We start from the raw sequence: 21,339 nt of genomic DNA on the forward strand, positions 1-21,339 counted from the left end.
AATGGGCTTTGATTATATACGCTCAGCGATGTTGACGGAATGATCACCAATCCGTTCCAAATTGCTAAGGATATCAACATAGACAATCCCTGCTGACCCTGAGCACTCACCCTTATTCAACCGCATAATGTGTTTTTTCCGCAGCGTTCTCTCCATTTGATCAATTTCATCTTCCATTTCAAGAACGTCCTTAGCTTTGGCAACATCATTATTTTCGAGGGCTGTAAGTGCTTCCTGCAGCGTCGATATGGTTAAATTGAACATTTCCTCTAAATCTTCCATTGCCAACTGCGTCATCGAAACCTTGTGTTCGCGTTTATAATCAATGAGTTCAATAATATTCTCCGTATGGTCACCAATCCGTTCAATGTCACGAACACCATCCATTAGCATGGAGTGTTGACTGGATTCAGCATCGGATAAATGTGTTGATGATAACTTTATTAGATAGTCCGTGATTTTTTTGTCAAAATCATTAATCGCCTCTTCAGATTGCGCAACCTGTTGGGCGTGTTTTTTCTGATTGTCTATTAAATACTTATAAGCTTCCTGTAAACCCGTTTTCGAAAGGCCACCCATACGCAAGGTTTCCAGTTGTGCCTGTCCTAATGCTACTGAGGGTGACTGTTCAATGAAAATGGGATCAAGTTTCGATGGTTGATCAATGACAGAGTCATTACCTGGAATCAATTTAGTTACTACATAGGCTAGAACACCGATTAATGGAAATTGGATGATTGTATTACTGATGTTAAAAATCCCATGGGCAAAAGCTAGCTGCATCTCTGAATTCAAATTCAACGCTTCGCCAAGAAAATCAATAAAATTTCTATAAAAGCTAATAAGGAATAAGGCAATGACGGTCCCTAATAAGTTGAAGATCACGTGCACCAAAGCTGCTCTTTTGGCCGCAACTGTTGCACCAATCGCAGCAAACAACGCCGTCACCGTTGTTCCGATGTTATCACCAAACAAGACTGGTAAAGCTGCATGAAGCTTAATCGCTCCCTGATCAAATAAAGCTTGCAAAATACCGATGGTAGCACTTGAACTTTGAACCACTAAGGTGAAAACAGCTCCGATAACAACGCCTAAGATCGTATGTTCGCTCATATTCACAGTTAAATCATGAAATGACTGCAAAGAACGAAGGGGTTCCATCGCCCCACTCATTAATTTAAGCCCATAGAAGAGGGCACCGAGACCAAAGATGATTTGACCAATGTAATTAACTCTCTGTTTATTGAAGAAGAAAATTAACAAAGTTCCTACAGCGATAGCCGGTAAGGCGTATTGTTCTAAATCTACACCAATAATAAAGGCGGTTGCTGTTGTGCCAATGTTGGCCCCCATAATAACACCAATAGCTTGTCTCAACGTCATAAAGCCAGCATTAACAAGCCCGACCGTTAATACCGTTGTCCCTGAACTACTTTGGATCAATATGGTGACAATCGCACCCGTAATAATCCCCATGATCGGGTTTGTTGTGAATTTATTTAATATTTCGCGAAGACGGCTTCCTGCCGATTTTTGTAAGCCATCTCCCATATACTTTATACCGAACAGGAAAATCCCCAGTCCGCCGACAAATTCAAATATGAGCTTCTGAACGTCTATATCCAATCTCCACTTCTCTCCTTAGAACAAAATTCGACAGCAATCATCATATCCTTGTACATTATTAAGATAATAAGGGGTTTTTGTAAAGGGATCATCCATAATATTTACACTAAATTTACAATGTATCTGCCCTGATCGCTATAACGGATTTGTCAACCTTTTTTCTAATTATTGATGGCATTTCTTTTATTGTCCGTGTCTGTGATAAAAAACATGCGTTGGATAGGGTTCCAGTATTAATATTGAGGTTAGACCGTGCTTAAATGCTTAGCAACCGTTCCCATTGGTTAACTTTCATTTTTTTTGAAATTCTCCCCCCTTTTTACTTAAACGTTTCTATATATATTGTGAGAACACTTTCACAATAAGGGGGATAACCATGGAATCCGGTCGCATCGAAAATTTTCGTAATCTTAGTCAATTTCATTCTCTTAAAGCATTTAACCATACGATTGAAAAATTTCTCGCCGTGCACAAGGAAGCTTTTACTAAAGGGGAATTGATCGCCTTTAAGCGGCTCGTGCGATTCAGTGCCAAATATCCTGGGATCGCTAATGCCAAAATCGCCACACTGGTTGCCGCCTGTAACGATCACGGGGAGTTGTCTCGTTCTACTTTTGAGCGCATGTTACGAAAAGCTAAGAAACTGGGTATTTTATCCTTACATCACACGAAGCGCCAAACAGGCGGCCGTTCGCATAATATTTTTATTTTCAATCCCTTTGACGTAACAAAGTGCTCCGAATTGACGGAGTCTAAAAAGCCCATCCAAGCTGATGACACCAACACTCAGCCCATGCACAATCAGACGGAAACTGATTCTTTTAAAACTGACAAGACTAAAAAGACTCATAATCGTATAGACGATCCTGACGTCTCTTTAGACTTCACATTCACAAGTGATACTGTTCCCGCTGCCTTTTGCAACGCCGTTAAACCATTTTATGATGATGCAATGATGATTGAAAAATACTATGTTCGTGCAAAGGTTGCTGCCTACCAGTTTGTTTATGAAAAGGATGCAGACAAAGTTTTGGATGTCGCTATCCGCAGCTTTAAACAGCTTGCTTTGAAATTTAAAAAAGGGGCTCAGATTAAAGATCCTTTAGCTTACTTCTTTCGCATTTGTGAAAACAAATTTTATGAGATCTATTTTGAGGAGTTGGAATCGTTGAAATCAAAGGATGAAGAACCGTCTGTCTATTGTGCTGATCTAATACCTAATTGGTTGTTGGAAAAGTAAGGTGTCCATCTTAAAAAAAGGACATTGTCTTTTTCTAAGATGGACCCTATTGATGAAGATCCTTACTCATGTTTTCATGTTCTAAAGACCATAGTTCCGGGATCGTAACAAAACGGTATCCTTTCTTTTTTAGACGCGGAATCATTTTTTTCAGAGCGTGAACAGTTCCAGACAGATCCTGTGTCCCATGGCCGGCACTATGCATCAAAATAATGGCACCAGGATGAACGTTGTTAAAAACTCGATTAACAATGCTTCTTGCAGATAATTCTTTCCAGTCGTTTGTATCAATGGACCAACCAATCCCTTTATATCCCATGCCCCCGAGTTTTTTGACCAATGTTTTATTTAACGCGCCATAAGGGGCTCTGAATAGCTTCGGTTTCGTTCCTGTCGCTGCTTGAATTTGTTGCTCCGTTTTATTGATTTCCCATTTCATATTGTGTACACCGGTTTTTGTCAATTGCGGATGCCAATAAGTATGATTGCCTGCCGCATGTCCCGTTTTGACGATCCGCTTGGCAACATGTGGATATTTTGCAACACGAGATCCCATCAGGAAAAAGGTTGCGTTCACATGATGTTGGTTTAATACGTCCAAAATGTCTGGCGTAAAACGCTGGTCTGGCCCATCGTCAAAGGTTAAGGCAATCACTTTTTTATTCGTGTGAGCCTTATACATCATGATATCTGGAAATGTCGTTTGTAATGGGTAGGTTGAGGCCTGTACTGTAGCAAAAGGACTAATCAAACCCACGCCCCCGATGATAGTTATGAGTCCCATTTTTAAAAACCAATTAAAAATTACAAGTTCCTCCTTTCCTTGCCCATGTTTATTTTTTGTCGTTGCTGCTTTACCTATCCATTCATCATTTCATTCACAATAAACTTAAGATTGAATACGGATAAGTATCAAATTCGCAATACATATAAAAAATCCATTCTGGACAAAAGGTCTCACCTTTTCCAAAATGGATGACTATGATCATTCTTGCATTAAGCGGGATGAAGATACGTATGAAAAACGCCCATTAGAAACAATACCTCATGCTCATAGGCTTCATCCATTAATTTAAAATAAGCCATATAGGGCGGATTAAGAGAAGATTTCCAGGCAGCGATCACTGAGTCATCTTTTTTAATTCTCGCCCAATTAAACTGTGTAGCTTCTAATTCATAAGTATCCCCATTATAATTAAATGTTGTCCTCTCGCCGAGGTCCAAAGATTTATGATCAACCAAATTGACATAGTACTCATCATCATTTTTATAGTAGAAAATATGATACTGTCTTTTTTTGTGAATACGAAGATCCTTTTTTGATTGAAACACTAATTCGTCTTTTCCGTCTGTGATCTTATATTCGACGAACCATTGCCCCCCAAAGTCTAAAGCCTTTTTGATCGGACTACTGTACACTTTTGTAAGGGTGCCAATGATGTCCTCGTTTCCGTCATAGATGGATGCTGGTTCTGTGGAAACAGTATTATAAAATCGATATTCATACATCACTCAGGTCATCATCCTTACACTGAAAATGGTTGAAGTTATCATTTACGGCTTGAGCCAGTTCTGTATTTAAATCATTTAACAGTCATACTATAAAAAGACAGTTGATATTGACTTTGATCTTTATCCGGTTGTTTTTCTTTTACTCGGCCTTTATAAAGGGTGTTTCCTGATTGTATATCTGTGACCGTTAAGGTTGCGGCAGATTTCTCTTGGACAAAAGGCGACAGTGTATAAAGTTTTCCATTTCTTATTACTGTGACTGTCTGTCCCGCATGATCCTTTACTTTAGGATAAGATACCTTAATCACATCTTCTGTTTGTTCTGTCTCTAAATCATAGGGAGTAATGATCGTTTCGTGTTTATTATTTTCCTTGAAATAGAGATGAGAACCGTCAAATGCCTGTATGGAAGCGTCCTCTTGAAGCTTCCGAGGTCCTTCGATTGTTTCCTTCTTCTTCGTCATTAAATTGTAAGCGATCAGCGTACGCTGCTCTGGCACTTTCTCTGACGCTACAGATTGTCTATGATTCTTCTGGTTCATGTCTTTCATGATTGTCTTATTGAAAATAACCGTTTTGTGGCCCTGTTTAGGATTGCTTTCACCAATCAAATGAATATCTGTATGCTGACCATTTTTCTCTTTAAAACTGGATATTATTGTTTCATCAGCAACTAGCTTGTTTGTTGCTATGTCAAAAGTATACATGTGCATCTCTATACCATTACGACTGGAATTCTTTGTTATAAGTTTTAGTTTTTTATTCATGACTTGTACGTCTTCAACTGTCATATAATTAAAGTCCGATCCATTCGGTACGGATAACTTATAAGATGTTGTTTCATTTTCTTCTTTGTCCAAGATGGCAATCGAAAACTTGAAATTTCTCGGTGATAAATCCGTTGTTTGATAATTGACACCAGCATAAGCAAGGAACTGTTTATCTTCATAAAAATCATTGATAATCTCATCTTTGCCACGCATAAATCCGCGATGATTCTTGATGAGTTCTTTTATCATGGGCTGATGATGGCCGTTGAGTTGATCCAAATAGGACATATCACTATAAGATTTTGACCCTTTGGTTGTGATGTTTAATCTTTTGTAAACCGGCTCCTGTTGATACGCCTTGATGACCATCGACTTTACAAGACTGGCATCACCCTTTTGCTTAGTTAGCGTAAATTCAGGACGGTCAGTAGCTGACATGGCGGACTGAATATAGAACGTTGAAATTGAAAGCACAGCAATCACTGTTATGGTTATGACCTTCCAATATTTTTTCATCACAGTTCACTCCTCACACTGTTATTTTTTTCTTTATTAAAAAGTGACTCATCCATAACGACCCTAGGAGAACAATCAATCCTGCTAAAATCATTAAAATAAACAGTTCCATTGTATAGAAAAAGTTATTGAGCACAAATGACTGTAAAAGCATCGGTGAAATAAAGATCAAGCACGCTAAACCAATATATCCAGCTGCCATAAGAACACCTTTCAGACGATAACTGCGCTCAAATAGAATCGTGGTGAATATTAAAGCAACAGCCGTTAGTCCTGCGCCATAATTGATTAGAAACTCGGTCATACTGTTCGGAATAATGATACTCAAAATTTGGTGATTGCCAATCAATCCTCCCACACTCATATCGCTACGAAAGTCTTCTGGCACCATCGACTTCAGTATCCTACTTTCTATAGGCAACAGAATGAGTTGGAACGCCACAAAGCCAAATGTCATTAATAGAATTGTGGTGATTTTGGCTAGAAACACGTTAAATCTTGCTGTCGGTAGCATCAACAAACGGTAAATAAATGTGCCTTTCCCGAACCAATCCCGATACCAAATGAGAAAGATGTAAAATCCAACGGCGGCAGCACATAATGCAATGGGGCCGAGAAACCAAAGGCTCTGCGTAACATTTATCATGCTCATCGGCCCTGTTTTAGCGAGAAATTGCTCTTTTGTTAATAACGATTCATTGATCGCTTCATTGGCTTGGATTAAGTATTTTTTTGATATTATAATGTCACCAGCGATTTGAGCAATAAGTGTTAATCCTAGAAGCGTGAAAAAAACTTTCGCAATCCGGTTAAATTCAAAATTGACCAGCTTCAAATATCGGTTCATCCCTGAAACACCTCTCTCATAACATCCACGACTGATTTTCCTTCTGTTTCACGTATCTCATCTGTGTCAAATTCCTTTAGCACATGACCCTCATCTAATAACACAACATGGTCAATTAAATGTTCAATATCATTGATTTCATGCGTCGTAATGACAACACCGCGGTCCTCAACCAAATAGCTTGTAAATACGTCAGCAATCTGTTCACGACTAAACATATCAATCCCTGAAAAAGGCTCATCCATTAACACATAATCAACGTCCATGGCTAAACCAAGTAATAGATTGACCTTTGCTCGGTTCCCTTTTGATAGACTCGATATCTGGTCACTTTTCTTTAATTTAAAAAATCCCATTAACTCGGTGGCCCGCTCTTGATTCCAAGAGTCATAAAAGTCATTCATGAAATCGAGTGCTTCAGAGATACGCATTTGGGGTAGCATCGTAATGGCATCTGGAATGAATGTGACTTTTTCATAACTGTTTTTATTGATTGTTTCACCATCAATTAGAATTTGACCTCTGTTGATGGGTGTCAGGGCCATAATGGCATTGAGAATCGTCGTTTTTCCTACACCATTGATGCCTACGATGCATGTAATTTCGCCTTTATTAGCAGTTAACGAGACATCATTTAGGACCTTCTTACGACCAAATTGTTTCTTGATATTTTTGACTTCGATCATGTTATCTCAGGCCTCCTTATTTATTATCTTCTTGTGTATATTTTTCTTTGACCAATTCCAAAACGTCCTCCACAGGAACATTAATGGAGCGTATGGAACCGACGAATGTATTCACAGCTTCTAAGATAAGTTCTTCTCTTACCGATCCTAGAATCTGTTCATCTTTTGTGATTCTACTTGGCAGATTTCGCTCGGTATAAATCAATCCTTCTTCCTCCATTTTCTTATATGCACGTTGAGCTGTATTAGGATTTATTTTGAGCCTGTGGGCTAATTCTCTTCGTGACGGTATCTCTTGCCCAGGTTCGAACATACCTGTTGCGATTTGCTCTTTAAAGTAATGTACGACCTGAACATACACCGGATCTCGATTATTAATACGCGTATTCATACATGGGAACACCTCCTACTCCTTTTTACTAGTGAGTATAACGGTTATTGTATTAATCGGTTAATACACCAAAAGCAAAAAATCTGTATTAATCACTTAATACGCCCTTGAGGTGTATTATATGGTTAATACAGGTGAATGTCAATAGTTCACCTGTTATTTGGTCTTTTTACTTCGTGATTTTGCCCTCAGTATGGGTATACATTTTGGCGGGACGCCTGGCGGCGTCTGGCTTCAGCTGCGCTGAAGCCCCCTCGTTGTGTGATCGCCGGAACCTGCTCCGTTCGGTTTTTGTGAAAAGATGTTTTTTGACGGAGCAGGTTCCGGCGGGGGTGGCGGGGAAAGTAACAAAAAGGCTGAGGCAGGGTTTTTTACTTCGTGATTTTACCCTTAGTATGGGTATACATTTTGGCGGGACGCCTAGCGGCGTCTGGCTTCAGCTGCGCTGAAGCCCCCTCGTTGTGTGATCGCCGGAACCTGCCCCGTTCGGTTTTTGTGAAAAGATGTTTTTTGACGGAGCAGGTTCCGGCGGGGGTGGCGGGGAAAGTAACAAAAAGGCTGAGGCAGGGTTTTTTACTTCGTGATTTTGCCCTCAGTATGGGTATACATGTTGGCGGGACGCCTAGCGGCGTCTGGCTTCAGCTGCGCTGAAGCCCCCTGCAACAATAACAGAGCGGCGAATCGACATGAATGCCGTTCGCCGCTCTGTTATTGTTGCAGCCGCCAAAATGTTGGTATTGGTGGGCAAAATATTGGATGAAAAAAGGCGGCCTTGGGCCGCCTTTTTGTTACTTTGCATATTCGATTGCTCTTGTCTCTCGGATGACAGTCACTTTGATGTTGCCTGGGTAGTCGAGTTCGTTTTCGATGCCGTTCGTTACATCTTTGGCCAGTTGGTAGGATTTGGCGTCGTCGATGACGTCAGGTTGTACCATAATGCGGACTTCGCGTCCAGCTTGGATGGCAAAGGATTTTTCGACACCCTCAAAGGATTCGGAAATCTCTTCAAGTTTTTCAAGACGACGGATATACGTTTCGAGTGTTTCTCGACGAGCACCTGGCCTAGCTGCGGATAATGCGTCAGCTGCTGCTACGAGTGTAGCAATGACAGACGTTGCTTCCGTATCACCGTGGTGGGAGGCAATGCTGTTAATCACGACTGGATGCTCTTTATATTTCGTCGCCAGTTCGACTCCAATTTCGACGTGACTGCCTTCGACTTCATGGTCGATGGCTTTACCGATGTCATGCAATAGTCCAGCACGACGGGCCAAGTTAACATCTTCGCCAAGCTCTGATGCCATCAGACCTGTTAAGAATGCCACTTCCGACGAGTGTTTGAGGACATTTTGTCCATAACTCGTTCTGAATTTGAGCCGTCCCATGATTTTGATTAAATCAGGGTGTAATCCATGAATGCCGACTTCAAATGTTGTTTGTTCTCCATATTCACGAATGATTTCGTCAACTTCACGACGTGACTTTTCTACCGTTTCTTCAATCCGTGCCGGGTGAATCCGACCATCTTGCACAAGTTTATCTAATGCAACACGGGCAATTTCACGACGAATAGGATCAAAGCCTGATAATATCACAGCCTCCGGGGTATCATCGATAATAAGATCAATACCTGTCAACGTTTCCAATGTACGAATATTACGGCCTTCACGACCGATAATACGCCCTTTCATTTCATCATTCGGCAGGTTGACAACAGAAACCGTTGTCTCGGCAACATGGTCAGCTGCACACCGCTGAATCGCCATGGAAAGGATATTTTTTGCTTTCTTTTCGGCATCTTCTTTGGCACGGGATTCAATATCCTTGGCCATTTGTGCAGCTTCGTGTGCTGATTCCTGTTTGACCTGATTCAGAATGAGTTCTTTCGCTTCTTCACTCGTCATACCGGAAATGCGTTCAAGCTCGGCTTGCTGATTACGCAACGTTTCCTGTACTTTGCTTTCTTTGCTTTCTACTGACTGATATTGACGATTCAGTTGATCTTCTCTCTCTTCAAGAGACGTTTCTTTTTTATCCAATGTTTCGCTTTTGCGATCAAGAAGATCTTCTTTTTGAACAAGGCGATTTTCTTGTTTCTGCAGCTCATTTCGCCTTTCACGAATGTCATTTTCAGCGTCAGTCCGCAAAGTATGAATATCGTCCTTTGCTTCGAGCATCGCTTCTTTTTTCGAAGCGTCTGCTTCTCGTTTGGCTTTTTCCACAATATCATTTGCTGCATTCTCAGCAGTCGCTATCTTGGCTTCAGCGATCGATTTACGGATGAGATATCCGGCCAAAAGACCAATAAGCAGAGCGACAAGCGCAATGGAGATGATGATAACATAATTCACAAGTTTCACCTCCTTGCTTCTCACAAGGTGCTTACAGTCTGTTAAGACCCTTCATAACGGTCTCGATTGGTTCACTCATTTTACTCTTTCGGGTATTCATAGACAATCAACTATAAATAGAAAGATATACCTTCATTGTATAATTGGCTATTAGGCTTGTCAACTGTTCCCAACATCATCGTAATAAATGCAATAAAGAAAACTTTATTTTTCGCCAAGTTACAATAGTGAATACATAAGTTTTTAGCAACAAAAAAAGTAACCCCTTAACTAAGGGATCACTTTGCCTCAGACAGACATATTATAATAATTCGTTTTGTTCTTCTTCTTGAGTTGCCGCAGTTTCTTCATTATTTTCATCCAAACTATAATGATTGCGAACGTCACTATAAACGGCATCACGGATTGCTTCATTTTCTTTAAAGAATTGCTTGGCATTTTCTCGTCCTTGACCAAGACGTTCACTATTATACGAATACCAAGCACCACTTTTTTGGACGATATCAAGCTCGGTTCCCATATCCAAAATCTCGCCTTCTTTAGAGATGCCCTCTCCGTACATAATGTCGACTTCAGCTTTCTTGAACGGCGGTGCTACCTTATTCTTAACAATTTTGATACGGGTTTTGTTACCGATCATTTCATTGCCTTGTTTCAATGTTTCAGCGCGGCGAACTTCCAAACGTACGGATGAGTAGAACTTCAGTGCGCGTCCCCCCGGTGTGGTTTCAGGATTACCAAACATAACGCCGACTTTTTCACGAATTTGATTAATAAACATGGCCGTCGTTTTAGACTTACTAACCGCACCCGAAAGTTTCCGTAGAGCTTGGGACATCAACCGCGCTTGTAAACCGACGTGAGAGTCGCCCATCTCCCCTTCAATTTCCGCTTTTGGTACTAGAGCAGCAACAGAGTCGACTACGATAATATCAACAGCACCACTGCGCACCAAAGCCTCGGCGATTTCAAGGGCTTGTTCACCAGTATCTGGTTGGGATAGAAGTAGTTCATCGATATTAACACCTAATTTTTCCGCATAAACGGGGTCTAAAGCATGTTCCGCATCGATGAAGGCGGCTTGACCGCCATTTCGCTGTGCTTCAGCTATGGCATGCAAGGCAACGGTCGTCTTACCAGAAGATTCAGGACCATATACCTCAATGATTCTTCCGCGCGGGTAACCGCCGACACCCAATGCGACATCCAACGCTAATGAACCGCTGGACACGGTGGATACTTTGCTTTCGGCCTGTTCACCCATACGCATAATTGAACCTTTTCCGAACTGTTTTTCAATTTGCCGCAGGGCACTATCAAGGGCTTGTTTACGATCGCTCATCCAAACATTCACTCCTTTAGTGATCTATTATCTATCATATCTTGTTTTAGAAGATTTGCCAACAGGTTAACGAACATTTATTCGCTTTTATCTCTGTAAAATTTTTCAGCGGAAAGGTGTCATATTTAAACAGTAGCGGCGAATGAGGTCTATACCGCGTTTAACCGTTCTATCCCTTATTTTATCTCTTGTTCCATTCATTTGATAGAAAAATGCTTGGGTACGCTCCGAGGTTGAAAGACCGATAAAGACAGTACCGACCTCTTGACCTTCACTAGCAATTGGACCGGCGACCCCTGTAAAACCGATGCCGATATCCGTGTGCAAATGCTTCCGGACTTGACCGGCCATCCATTCAGCGGTTTCAGCACTCACAGCGCCATGTTCCGCAATCACTGAGCGCGGTATTTGCAACAAAGTTGCCTTTGCTTCATCCGTATAAGTGGTGACCCCGCCGCCAAACACAGAAGAGGCTCCCGAAAAATCCGTCAATGTTTTAGCGAACAAGCCCCCAGTTAGGCTTTCGGCAGCGGATACCGTTAACTGCTGCTCGTTCAATCGTTCAAAGCAGGTTTCTGCTAACCCTTTTTCTCCATAACCATAGAAATAATCACCGACCCTTTGCTGAATGATTGATTCTAAGTTATTCAACAGTTCATCAGCTTCGCGGGTTGACTTTGAAGCCGCCGACAACCGAATAGTAACCTCGCCGTAACCAGCCAACGGCGCGATCGTTGGGTTCGTCTGGTTTTCGATTAAATCCATGATGTCCGTTTCAAGTGCGGACTCACCGATGCCAAAAAATCGCAGCACTCGGGAATGAATCGGCATCCCTCCCATCCCTTGTAAATATGGTTTGACAGAGCTTAAAAACATCGGCTTCATTTCCGAAGGTGGCCCAGGCAAAAGTATGTATGCACAATGATCAGTAGCAGCGATCATGCCCGGTGCCATGCCGTGACGGTTAGGCAGTACTTCGGCCCCTTCGATCACGAGCGCTTGTTGCTTGTTATTTTCCGTCATATTGCGACCTGTTTTTTTAAAATAATCCTTAATATAACCTAAGGCCTCTTGGTCATAAGTCAGCTTGGCTTCCATCGTGTCAGCTACTGTTTGTTTCGTTAAATCATCTTTTGTTGGACCGAGTCCACCGGTAAAAATAATCATATTGGCCCGCGCACGCGCTTGGTGAATCGCTTGCCTTAGTCGTTCGGGATTATCTCCGACAACCGTATGGTAATGGACGTTCACTCCGGCCTCAGCGAGTTGTCCAGAAATGAATTGAGCGTTTGTATTAGCGATTTGGCCTAATAATAGTTCAGAACCTACAGCGATGATCTCAGCTTGGACATTCGACGTTTCCTGCATTGGTTGACCCCCTATTCTACATCGATTGGCTTAATACATGTCGGTTTTTATAAAAATATTCCGCTCCAGAGATGATTGTCATAATAACAGCTATCCACAGCAGAATATCCGCAAATGGAAAAGCATGATCGCCGAATGGGAAATTATTTAAAAGCAAAAAGGCTAAAGCAAGCATTTGAAATGTTGTCTTCCATTTGGCCGTGCCACTGGCAGCTAGGACTAGCCCATCTCCAGCCGCAACCACTCGAAAACCTGTGATGGCGAATTCACGACCAAGAATCACAATCACCATCCATGCCGGAATAACATCCAAGGCCGTTAAAGAGACGAAGGCACTCATCACTAATAATTTATCAGCAAGCGGATCAAAAAATTTTCCGAAATTGGTCACTAAGTTATACTTCCGAGCATAATAACCATCCAACCAATCCGTACAAGACGCGACGATAAAAATAATAGCAGCAATGAATTGTGACACTGCAACATCCGCTGCGCCAAGATCCATGGTTCCAAAATCAAATGGCACTAACAAAAAAATGAGAAATATGGGAATTAAAATGACCCGGGCAACTGTTATTTGATTCGCAATATTCATCAGATAGATCCCTCTTTCTATGTTCTGTCAACAAAAAGAGCCACAGCTTGTGACTCCTTTATTTTAAACCATCTACTTTTTTAATGTAATAACGACTTTTTGCACAACATTATCAATAGGAAATTCAAGTTTTTGACCATTTACTTTTACTGATTGAATGTTCCCTGTGCTCCCAACCTTCATCCAAATTTTTTGCTTCTTAAGCTTGAGTTGGGCCTCACTTGAAAGCATTCCATTTTTGGGAATGGCTTTATTATCAATCTTATCACCACTTGGACCATTTTCACGAATATCAATCCATGTTTCCTTGCCACTTTTAGGTTTAATCGTTAAGTTAATTTGATCAGCATTCGTTAACTGAAACGTCGATGTACTCCCTTGTGTACCTTCCAATTTCAGTTTTGGTTGTGGTTTTTTTGATTGTTCTTCAGTTTTTTGGTTGCTATCTTTGTTACGATCTTGGTTATCTGCGGCCTTATCACCATTTTTCTTAGTTGCCCCATTATCCCCTTCGGTATCGTGGTCGATGACAACGTTTTGATCACTTGTATCGTTTTGACCCTCATTATCTTTCTGTTCACCCGTGAATTGTAGGGTAATCAAATAAATAGCCACTACAAGACCAACGATAAGAATGCCAAGCAATATCTTGGGCATGAGCGTGTTAAACGCAGAAGGCTTTGGCGAAAAACTCTGTGTCTGCGAACGGGACGGCAGATCATTAATGACATCATGAACCTTGGGTAATTCGTGATCGTATTGTTCAAATAAGTCATAAGGATCAAGCCCCACAGCTTCCGCATAACTCTTCACAAAAGCACGTGCATAAAATTTCCCTGGTAACTTTGTATAGTCACCGTTTTCAATGGCCTCTAAGTAGCGTTTTTGAATCTTGGTGATCTCTTGAAGATCTTCCAAAGTCATATTTTGGTTGTCACGGGTTTCTTTTAATAATTGTCCAAGTTCGCTCAATCCCATCACCTGCCAAATTTAATTAAAAATCTTGAAATGGCGAAGAAAAATCTGATTCAATCACGTTATAAGTAATTTCTTCATCGTGATCATTCCGCAATTCAATTATGTAGTCAAAATCATTCATTTCATATTCCGTCGTTTGCACAAAGATATCAGGGTGTTCAACAATTTTTGTTAGAGGCATGCGCATGACACGTCGCAATAATTCCCAGTGGCGATCAGAAGAACGGCGAGCGGAAACAATGCCATCTATGACAAAAATATGCTCATCCGAAAATTCATCTTCAGCTAATTGACTTCTGACTGTTTGTCTTAACAGAGTCGATGAAATGAACAACCATCGTTTATTCGCACAGACACTGGCAGCTACAATCGATTCAGATTTTCCAACTCTTGGCATACCTCTGATACCAATTAGGCGATGACCTTCTTTTTTGAATAATTCAGCCATAAAATCAACTAAAAGACCGAGTTCATCACGGACAAATCGGAACGTCTTTTTATCATCAGCATCGCGTTCTATGTAGCGTCCATGACGAACCGCTAACCGATCACTTAATTTTGGCTCTCGCAGCTTCGTGACATTGATATTCTCCATTGTCTTGATAATCGCTAATAATTGCTTTACTTGCGAATCATCTTCGGTTAAGAGCAGCATTCCCCGACGCTCGTTATCAACACCATTAATCGTCAAAATATTTATACCAAGCATTCCGAGTAAAGAAGAAATATCACCCAACACACCGGGCCTGTTCCGATGGATTTCATATTCTAAATACCATTCTTTTTTGTCCATGGTAACAACCCCTTAAAACCATCTTTTATATTAATAATAAATGAAAAGCATTGACATTGAAAGACGATATTTGGATTTTATTAAAATTTACAGGTGATCGTCACAATGAAAAAGGAGTGCCTAGGGCACCCCTTTTTCCGAATTACTGTTGCTGTTGATCAGCGTTTTGTGAACCGTTGTTTTGAACAAGTTTCACCATGGCGCTCGCAATGGCGTGCTGTTCATTTTTGTCGGAAACACTCCAAAGGTCTTTTAAAGTTCGCTCTTGCTCGTTTTTCGGCTCAACTTTGTCCGCTAAGTAACCGCCAACTTCTGTAGCAAAGTTACTGATTTGGTTGTTGTCAACACCTTTGGATTGAGCAGCATGCAACCGGTCAGCAAGGAAATTTTTCCACTGACCCCAATTGTCTATTGACGACATTTTCACATACCTCCTTATTGAATCCTGCACCTATTAGGATGTCAATATTGAGAAATAATATGCACTACTAACAGTGCCACGCCCCATTAACGGAAAGAATTTGTCCATTAATATAAGCGGCAGAATCCGTGGCTAAAAAACGGACAACATCAGCGATTTCGGAAGGCTGACCAAAGCGGCCGGCGGGAATGTCTTCTTCTAAAACCTCCCGATCAGCCGGCGATAAATCCATCAGCATGTCCGTATCAACGGCACCAGGGGCAACGCCGTTGACAGTGATATGACTAGGGGCAAGCTCTTTGGCGAGCGCTTTGACCATACTATTTTGTCCGCCCTTAACCATGGAATACATCACCTCTGTTGACGCACCAGTGATTCCCCAAATAGATGTTACAAAAATGATTCGTCCTTGTTTATGACGAATCATCGGCTCGATGAGTTTCTTTGTGATTAAAAACGGATTATTTAAATGCAAACGAGTAAACGTGTCAATGTCTGTATCATGAACATCCGTGATCAAGCCAACATGGCTTCTACCGGCATTATTAACAAAGTAATGAACCGGTTGATCCATTTGTTGCAATAATTGCCAGGCACCGTTCACTGACTGTAAATCGGCACAAACAGTCACAAATGTCTGCTGAGGATAGCGCCTACTTAATTGGTTTTGCAACCGATTGATGTGCTCCTGATTGCGATGATAATGCAAATATAGGGAGAAGCCATCAGCGGCAAATCGGGCAGCAATCGCCTGCCCGATCCCTCCGCTGGCACCTGTGATCAATGCAAAAGCCATTATTTCTCGTCGCTTTCTTTTTGTACAATTTTACTGACGGTGTAGCATTCATCTTTGAAATGATGTTTGAGCGCATCATGAATAACGGTCTCATCAATCGATTCCAGCACTGGAATGATATCAAATAAGCTCACATCTAAAAATTCATACCGAGTATATTTCGTCGCAATGTATTCAAGCGAATTCAGCGACCGCATGAATGAGCCGATGAGTTTATTTCGAGCACGTTCGATGGTTTCGCCTGAAAATCCATTGGATTTGTGGTTATCAACAATTTGCTTGATCCGATAAGCTAACCGATCCGGGTCGTGAGTGTTACCGCCGATCACCGAAAATCCAAAAGCATACTCTTGGTCAAAGTCATGCGAAAATGAATCGTCAATCAGATTTTCATCCAATAAGGCTTGATAATTTTCCGTTCCCCTGCCAAACATCATATCCAACAATAACTGAACGGCTAATTCATTTTTCAACAAATCATTTCCAGTTTGAAATACGTCGTCTTGTTTAAAACCGACTAAACATTTCGGCGTATTGACTGCCATTGCCGTCTCCGATTCCTTTTGGTAAACGCCTGGCGATTCATCCGGATATTGTCGTTTTATTTCTGGTTGATCATGATAATCTTTCGCATGTTGATTATCAGTCACTAATTTGGAAATTTCCTCAGGATCAACCGGACCGATCACAAACAGCATCATATTGCTTGGATGATAGAATGTCTGATAGCACTGTTCCAACGTCGGTTTGTCGATTTTTTGGATTGAATCCAATGTTCCGCCAATATCAATACGGACAGGATGATCTTCATACATGTTCTTAATTAATGAGAATAACACGGTAAAGTCGGGATCGTCATTATACATTTGTAGTTCTTGCCCAATAATCCCCTTCTCTTTTTCAACGCTGTCTTCAGTGAAACCAGGCGTTTGTACGAAGTCAATCAGTGTCTCTAGATTTTGATGCACTTGACTCGTTGTTGAAAATAAATAGGATGTGCTAGTAAATGATGTAAAAGCATTCGGTGAAGCGCCTTGCTTACTAAAATCGTAAAAGACATCTGTTCCATCAGGACTTTCAAACATTTTATGTTCAAGGAAATGGGCGATGCCATCAGGAACATGCGTCCATTCCTTTTCATTTAGCGGGACAAAATAATTATCAATCGATCCATATTTGGTACTAAATGTGGCAAAAGTTTTATTATAATTCGGTCTTGGCAACACATACAATTTGAGGCCATTATCCAATTGTTCATGATAGACGGTTTCACCGAGTTGATCATACGTTTGTTTATGCATTGGCGGATCGCTCCTCTTTGCTCAACAAACAATAAACTGTGTCGAGGGTAATATTTTTAGCCACTTCAATCACATCTTCACGTGTGACCTCATCAATCTCTCTAAGCCATCCTTCAAGCGTGCCATTATCAGGTGATAGTGAAAATTTATAAACGGCATCCACAATACCAAACGGGCTATCTAATGATTCCAATACGCGGCTTTTTAATAAGGCTTTTGTCTGACTTAACTCATCATCAGAAAAGTCACCATTTACAATGGCACTTAACTGCTCACCAATAATGTCGACGGTTTTTTGATAATCCTCAGATGCAATGCCGGCCATGACGAGCATGAGGCCTTTATAACTTTCGTAGCGGCTTGCCACCGTGTAAGCCAGGCTATGTTTTTCCCGCACATTCTGAAATAATTTTGAGTTAGGGAAGCCGCCGAACAAGCCATTAAAAACTTGTGATGCCGAATACAACGCATCACCCATCACGATATGGGTGCGATAACCCATCGTCAACTTCGCTTGCTCAACGTCTTGGTACTCGACTGCTTCTGAGGCCGGGCTCCCTTCACTTTTGGTCACGACACAGTGCTGCTCCGGATGTCGGTCTTTAAAGGTCAAATGATTGCTGACAGCTTGATATAAACGCTCTTGGTCAATATCGCCAACTGCATAGAAGTCAACTTCATCAGTCGTTAACATGTGTTGATAATACTGATACATCGCTTCGCCCGAAAGATGATCTATATCCTCTTCATAGCCATAAGTATGATAGCCGAAGGATTCGTCGGCACACATGTGGTCAAAAAGTCTCTGCATCGCAAACTGCATTTTATTGTCATAAATTGAGGCAATGGTTTCTTTGAGCTTGCGTTTTTCACGTGTCATGACATCATGAGTAAACATCTCATTGTCCACACGAGGGTTTAAAATAACATCACTGATTAAGGCTACCGCATCTTCTAATAGACCCGATGTTGTTTGTAAGTAAGCATCGTTGGAGGTCGTTAACGCTAAAGTAAGGACATGCTCTTCACCTTTTTTGGAGAGTTGCGCACCTAATGTTGCCCCATAAAGTTCATCCAATCGGGTTTGAAGCGCTTGAAGCGTTGGATACGTTTCGCTTGAATTTTTCAATATGTATGACAGCAGCGCCTTCTTCGTTACCGTATCCCGATGAATCGGCGCCCGAAACTGCATGACAAACGTGTTTGTCTTAAACTTTGATGTCGGCATTACATGGACATTAATGCCATTCAATTCTCGTATATTTTCATTAACTAATGTCACTAATTTCACTCCCATCCAAGAGTTGCTAATCCCTATTCTACCCTACTGACATTCAATTATCCAATCATAAGCGTGTTACTGCGACGATACATCTTCTGTTGTATTTGATGCCAAAACTTGCCGAGGCTTCGAGCCTTCATAAGGGCCAACGATATTTCTATCCTCCATAGCGTCAATAAGGCGAGCCGCTCGAGTGTAGCCGATACGAAAGCGTCGCTGGAGCATGGAGACGGACGCTGTTTGCATCTCCATGACCATTTGTACAGCATCATCGAACAATTCGTCGTCAACCTCCTCGGGGGAGCCACTTTCAGGTTCTTCGTCTGGAATCATATTTTCTTGATATTGTGCTTTTTGTTGGGAAACAACATAATTGACGACGGCTTCCACTTCCTCATCCGATAAAAACGCTCCTTGGACACGCGTCGGTTTTGATGCGCCGATCGGCGTAAACAACATATCCCCTTTACCGAGTAACTTCTCAGCGCCTCCAGAATCCAATATGGTCCGCGAATCAGTTTGTGATGAAACACTAAAAGCAATCCGTGATGGAATGTTCGCTTTAATTACACCGGTAATGACATCAACGGAAGGCCGCTGTGTAGCGATAATTAAATGAATACCAGCCGCACGAGCCATTTGGGCCAAACGGGTAATCGTGTCTTCAACTTCCTTGGATGCCACCATCATCAAATCGGACAGTTCATCAATAATGACAACAATATACGGCATCAGCGGTTGTTGATCTTCATTTTCCTCATTATATTTTCGAACATATTGATTATAACTCTCAAGATTACGTGTTCCCGTTTCCGAAAACAGTTCATAACGACGTTCCATTTCTGAAACGACCTTTTTCAAGGCCTGGGACGCTTTCTTAGGATCGGTTACAACAGGCGTCAACAAATGCGGCACACCATTATAGACGTTTAATTCTACCATTTTGGGATCAACCATTAATAGTTTCACTTCATGAGGTTTCGTCCGCATGAGGATACTTGTGATAATGCCATTAATACAGACACTTTTACCACTGCCTGTCGCACCCGCAACCAAAAGGTGAGGCATTTTATTCAATTCAGAAAGTACCGGTTCTCCGGAAATATCCCGGCCCAAGGCAATCGCCAGATGATTATCCATATCCTGTCCGTTCGTCGACTCAAGCACTTCCCGAAGGCTAACCATGGCAATCTCTTGGTTAGGTACTTCGATACCTACCGCCGATTTACCTGGAATCGGCGCTTCAATCCGGATTTCCTTAGCTGCTAACGCCAATGCCAAATCATCATTAAGATTAACAATCCGACTCACTTTCACACCCACATCGGGATAAACTTCATATTTTGTCACCGCAGGCCCTAAGTGCACTTTTTTCACTTTAGCCTTAACACCGAAGCTGTCAAAGGTTTTTTCAAGCTTCCTTACATTTTCAGCAATATGCCCGCGTTCATTGGACTGTGAATTTTTCATCGGTGACTGTAATAAATCAAAAGATGGAAGCTGATAAGACTCATTCTCTACCTCAGGAAAATCAAACGACGGCTCAGGTGACGTCGCCGGGTCAGCCCCGCTTTCCTGCGTTTTATTGTGACCGTTTGCGGCCGGATGAATGTCCTGTGCTTGTTTTGCAACCTTATCATCATCCGCCTGTGAGTCCTGATTCAAACTTGTATGTTCACTGAAATCATGAATAATCGGTTCTTGTATCTCATCTTGATCAGTTTGAACTTCTTGAGAGACTGCAGGAGCCTGAGATTCAGTTTCCGCTGCTTCCTCATCCTGTTTTTGCTGTTTACGTTCCGCTTGCCGTTGTTTAAACGCTTCCCAATTGCTTTTCTGGGAATTCAAAACTTTAGATCCGATACCTCTTAATTTATCATACACCCGTGCAAATACATCACGAAGCGATTTGCCAGTAATGAGAATAAAAGCAATTAAAAACAAAAAAACCGCCATGAAAGTGGTTCCTGTGGCATCAAATAATAGATAAAAGAACGCGAAGCCGAACGCGCCAATCATGCCACCACCAAGCGGTGCTGTAGGCGTTGTCCCTAGTAATTGGCTTTTGTAAAGTTCCCATGTATTCTTAATCACTGATGCATTGGTCCACTTGTTTTCACCTGTTAAAGTCTCAAATAAGCCAACATGACTTAGGAGTAATAAGGCAAAAAACAAAAGATATGTACCGATTAAACGCCGGGAAAAAAAGTTCGGCTGTTGCCTCTGCCATATATAATACACAGCTAACACCAAAGGTCCAACTAGAAAGACCTTATTCCAGGTTCCCGCGAAAAACTTGGCCGTTTGAGCAACCGTTTCCCCAACGACGCCCATTTCTGAAATACCTATTAGAGTTATAGCAAGTAATAATAAACCGCTGATTTCATAGATTAACGTCGCGCGCCATTGTTTCCGTGCTTTATTTTTTCTTCGTTTCTTCTTGGCCATATAGACACCTCAACTCAGAACTTAACGGATCCAAGCATGCAAGCGATTTTCCATCACTTACATGCTTGTGTAAAAA

General features: G+C 41.5%; 20 protein-coding genes. 1 reads left to right on the forward strand and 19 read right to left on the reverse strand.

Features of this window, described 5'->3' with window-relative positions:
- Window positions 1-12: 12 nt before the first annotated feature.
- On the reverse strand, window positions 13-1,626 hold the full coding sequence (locus tag B9Y89_RS14465) for a Na/Pi cotransporter family protein (protein ID WP_085523905.1): 1,614 nt from the start codon (window positions 1,624-1,626) through the stop codon (window positions 13-15).
- Between the two features lie 376 nt (window positions 1,627-2,002).
- Here B9Y89_RS14465 and B9Y89_RS14470 point away from each other — a divergent pair, with 376 nt between their 5' ends.
- On the forward strand, window positions 2,003-2,866 hold the full coding sequence (locus B9Y89_RS14470) for a hypothetical protein (protein ID WP_085523906.1): 864 nt from the start codon (window positions 2,003-2,005) through the stop codon (window positions 2,864-2,866).
- A gap of 46 nt (window positions 2,867-2,912) precedes the next feature.
- Here B9Y89_RS14470 and B9Y89_RS14475 read toward each other — a convergent pair whose 3' ends face one another.
- From B9Y89_RS14475 to B9Y89_RS14555, 18 genes are all read right to left on the reverse strand, one after another.
- Window positions 2,913-3,623, reverse strand: a complete 711-nt coding sequence (locus B9Y89_RS14475; protein ID WP_254901307.1) for a polysaccharide deacetylase family protein — start codon at window positions 3,621-3,623, stop codon at window positions 2,913-2,915.
- A gap of 239 nt (window positions 3,624-3,862) precedes the next feature.
- Window positions 3,863-4,375, reverse strand: coding sequence for a tubby C-terminal domain-like protein (locus B9Y89_RS14480; protein WP_441351506.1), 513 nt, complete (start codon window positions 4,373-4,375; stop codon window positions 3,863-3,865).
- 74 nt (window positions 4,376-4,449) lie between these two features.
- Window positions 4,450-5,664: a hypothetical protein gene (locus tag B9Y89_RS14485; RefSeq protein ID WP_085523909.1), complete on the reverse strand. Its 1,215-nt coding sequence runs from the start codon at window positions 5,662-5,664 to the stop codon at window positions 4,450-4,452.
- A gap of 13 nt (window positions 5,665-5,677) precedes the next feature.
- Complete coding sequence (locus B9Y89_RS14490; RefSeq protein WP_085523910.1) at window positions 5,678-6,511, reverse strand: hypothetical protein; 834 nt, start codon at window positions 6,509-6,511, stop codon at window positions 5,678-5,680.
- On the reverse strand, window positions 6,508-7,197 hold the full coding sequence (locus tag B9Y89_RS14495; protein WP_085523911.1) for an ATP-binding cassette domain-containing protein: 690 nt from the start codon (window positions 7,195-7,197) through the stop codon (window positions 6,508-6,510). The genes B9Y89_RS14490 and B9Y89_RS14495 overlap by 4 nt, the downstream gene beginning before the upstream one ends.
- A 16-nt stretch (window positions 7,198-7,213) precedes the next feature.
- Entirely contained in the window at window positions 7,214-7,588 is a 375-nt protein-coding gene (locus B9Y89_RS14500) for a GntR family transcriptional regulator (protein WP_085523912.1), read from the reverse strand.
- 622 nt (window positions 7,589-8,210) lie between these two features.
- A complete protein-coding gene (locus tag B9Y89_RS19120) occupies window positions 8,211-8,387 on the reverse strand; it encodes a hypothetical protein (protein ID WP_176222242.1) in 177 nt (58 codons plus the stop codon).
- Window positions 8,377-9,939, reverse strand: a complete 1,563-nt coding sequence (gene rny, locus B9Y89_RS14505; RefSeq protein ID WP_085523913.1) for a ribonuclease Y — start codon at window positions 9,937-9,939, stop codon at window positions 8,377-8,379. The genes B9Y89_RS19120 and rny overlap by 11 nt, the downstream gene beginning before the upstream one ends.
- 301 nt (window positions 9,940-10,240) lie before the next feature.
- The gene (gene recA, locus B9Y89_RS14510; protein WP_085523914.1) at window positions 10,241-11,281 is read right to left on the reverse strand and encodes a recombinase RecA; all 1,041 of its coding nucleotides are present in this window, start codon (window positions 11,279-11,281) and stop codon (window positions 10,241-10,243) included.
- 105 nt (window positions 11,282-11,386) lie between these two features.
- Entirely contained in the window at window positions 11,387-12,649 is a 1,263-nt protein-coding gene (locus B9Y89_RS14515) for a competence/damage-inducible protein A (protein ID WP_085523915.1), read from the reverse strand.
- 16 nt (window positions 12,650-12,665) lie between these two features.
- Entirely contained in the window at window positions 12,666-13,244 is a 579-nt protein-coding gene (gene pgsA, locus B9Y89_RS14520; protein ID WP_085523916.1) for a CDP-diacylglycerol--glycerol-3-phosphate 3-phosphatidyltransferase, read from the reverse strand.
- Window positions 13,245-13,316: 72 nt separating this feature from the next.
- Window positions 13,317-14,216 carry a helix-turn-helix domain-containing protein gene (locus tag B9Y89_RS14525; RefSeq protein WP_176222243.1) on the reverse strand — a complete coding sequence of 300 codons (900 nt, stop codon included), beginning with the start codon at window positions 14,214-14,216 and terminating at the stop codon, window positions 13,317-13,319.
- A 22-nt stretch (window positions 14,217-14,238) separates the two neighbouring features.
- A complete protein-coding gene (locus tag B9Y89_RS14530) occupies window positions 14,239-15,015 on the reverse strand; it encodes a DUF3388 domain-containing protein (protein WP_085523918.1) in 777 nt (258 codons plus the stop codon).
- A 142-nt stretch (window positions 15,016-15,157) separates the two neighbouring features.
- Entirely contained in the window at window positions 15,158-15,436 is a 279-nt protein-coding gene (locus B9Y89_RS14535; protein WP_085523919.1) for a DUF3243 domain-containing protein, read from the reverse strand.
- 67 nt (window positions 15,437-15,503) lie between these two features.
- Window positions 15,504-16,232 (reverse strand): elongation factor P 5-aminopentanone reductase, encoded by a 729-nt coding sequence (gene ymfI / locus B9Y89_RS14540; RefSeq protein WP_085523920.1) that lies wholly within the window; start codon window positions 16,230-16,232, stop codon window positions 15,504-15,506.
- A complete protein-coding gene (gene yfmH, locus B9Y89_RS14545) occupies window positions 16,232-17,533 on the reverse strand; it encodes an EF-P 5-aminopentanol modification-associated protein YfmH (RefSeq protein ID WP_085523921.1) in 1,302 nt (433 codons plus the stop codon). The genes ymfI and yfmH overlap by 1 nt, the downstream gene beginning before the upstream one ends.
- Window positions 17,526-18,815 (reverse strand): EF-P 5-aminopentanol modification-associated protein YfmF, encoded by a 1,290-nt coding sequence (yfmF, locus tag B9Y89_RS14550; protein WP_176222244.1) that lies wholly within the window; start codon window positions 18,813-18,815, stop codon window positions 17,526-17,528. Before yfmF ends, yfmH begins: the two co-directional genes overlap by 8 nt.
- A 75-nt stretch (window positions 18,816-18,890) precedes the next feature.
- Entirely contained in the window at window positions 18,891-21,263 is a 2,373-nt protein-coding gene (locus B9Y89_RS14555) for a DNA translocase FtsK (protein WP_085523923.1), read from the reverse strand.
- Window positions 21,264-21,339 lie beyond the last annotated feature (76 nt).

It is taken from the genome of Tuberibacillus sp. Marseille-P3662 (genome assembly GCF_900178005.1).
Lineage (GTDB): Bacteria > Bacillota > Bacilli > Bacillales > Sporolactobacillaceae > Marseille-P3662.

Coding starts and splice junctions, on each gene's coding strand:
- B9Y89_RS14470 (WP_085523906.1), top strand. CDS start 2,003: ATGGAATCCGGTCGCATCGAAAATTTTCGTAATCTTAGTCAATTTCAT.
- B9Y89_RS14480 (WP_441351506.1), bottom strand. CDS start 4,375: ATGTATGAATATCGATTTTATAATACTGTTTCCACAGAACCAGCATCC.
- B9Y89_RS14485 (WP_085523909.1), bottom strand. CDS start 5,664: ATGAAAAAATATTGGAAGGTCATAACCATAACAGTGATTGCTGTGCTT.
- B9Y89_RS14490 (WP_085523910.1), bottom strand. CDS start 6,511: ATGAACCGATATTTGAAGCTGGTCAATTTTGAATTTAACCGGATTGCG.
- B9Y89_RS14495 (WP_085523911.1), bottom strand. CDS start 7,197: ATGATCGAAGTCAAAAATATCAAGAAACAATTTGGTCGTAAGAAGGTC.
- B9Y89_RS14500 (WP_085523912.1), bottom strand. CDS start 7,588: ATGAATACGCGTATTAATAATCGAGATCCGGTGTATGTTCAGGTCGTA.
- B9Y89_RS19120 (WP_176222242.1), bottom strand. CDS start 8,387: ATGCAAAGTAACAAAAAGGCGGCCCAAGGCCGCCTTTTTTCATCCAAT.
- recA (WP_085523914.1), bottom strand. CDS start 11,281: ATGAGCGATCGTAAACAAGCCCTTGATAGTGCCCTGCGGCAAATTGAA.
- B9Y89_RS14515 (WP_085523915.1), bottom strand. CDS start 12,649: ATGCAGGAAACGTCGAATGTCCAAGCTGAGATCATCGCTGTAGGTTCT.
- pgsA (WP_085523916.1), bottom strand. CDS start 13,244: ATGAATATTGCGAATCAAATAACAGTTGCCCGGGTCATTTTAATTCCC.
- B9Y89_RS14530 (WP_085523918.1), bottom strand. CDS start 15,015: ATGGACAAAAAAGAATGGTATTTAGAATATGAAATCCATCGGAACAGG.
- B9Y89_RS14535 (WP_085523919.1), bottom strand. CDS start 15,436: ATGTCGTCAATAGACAATTGGGGTCAGTGGAAAAATTTCCTTGCTGAC.
- ymfI (WP_085523920.1), bottom strand. CDS start 16,232: ATGGCTTTTGCATTGATCACAGGTGCCAGCGGAGGGATCGGGCAGGCG.
- yfmH (WP_085523921.1), bottom strand. CDS start 17,533: ATGCATAAACAAACGTATGATCAACTCGGTGAAACCGTCTATCATGAA.
- B9Y89_RS14555 (WP_085523923.1), bottom strand. CDS start 21,263: ATGGCCAAGAAGAAACGAAGAAAAAATAAAGCACGGAAACAATGGCGC.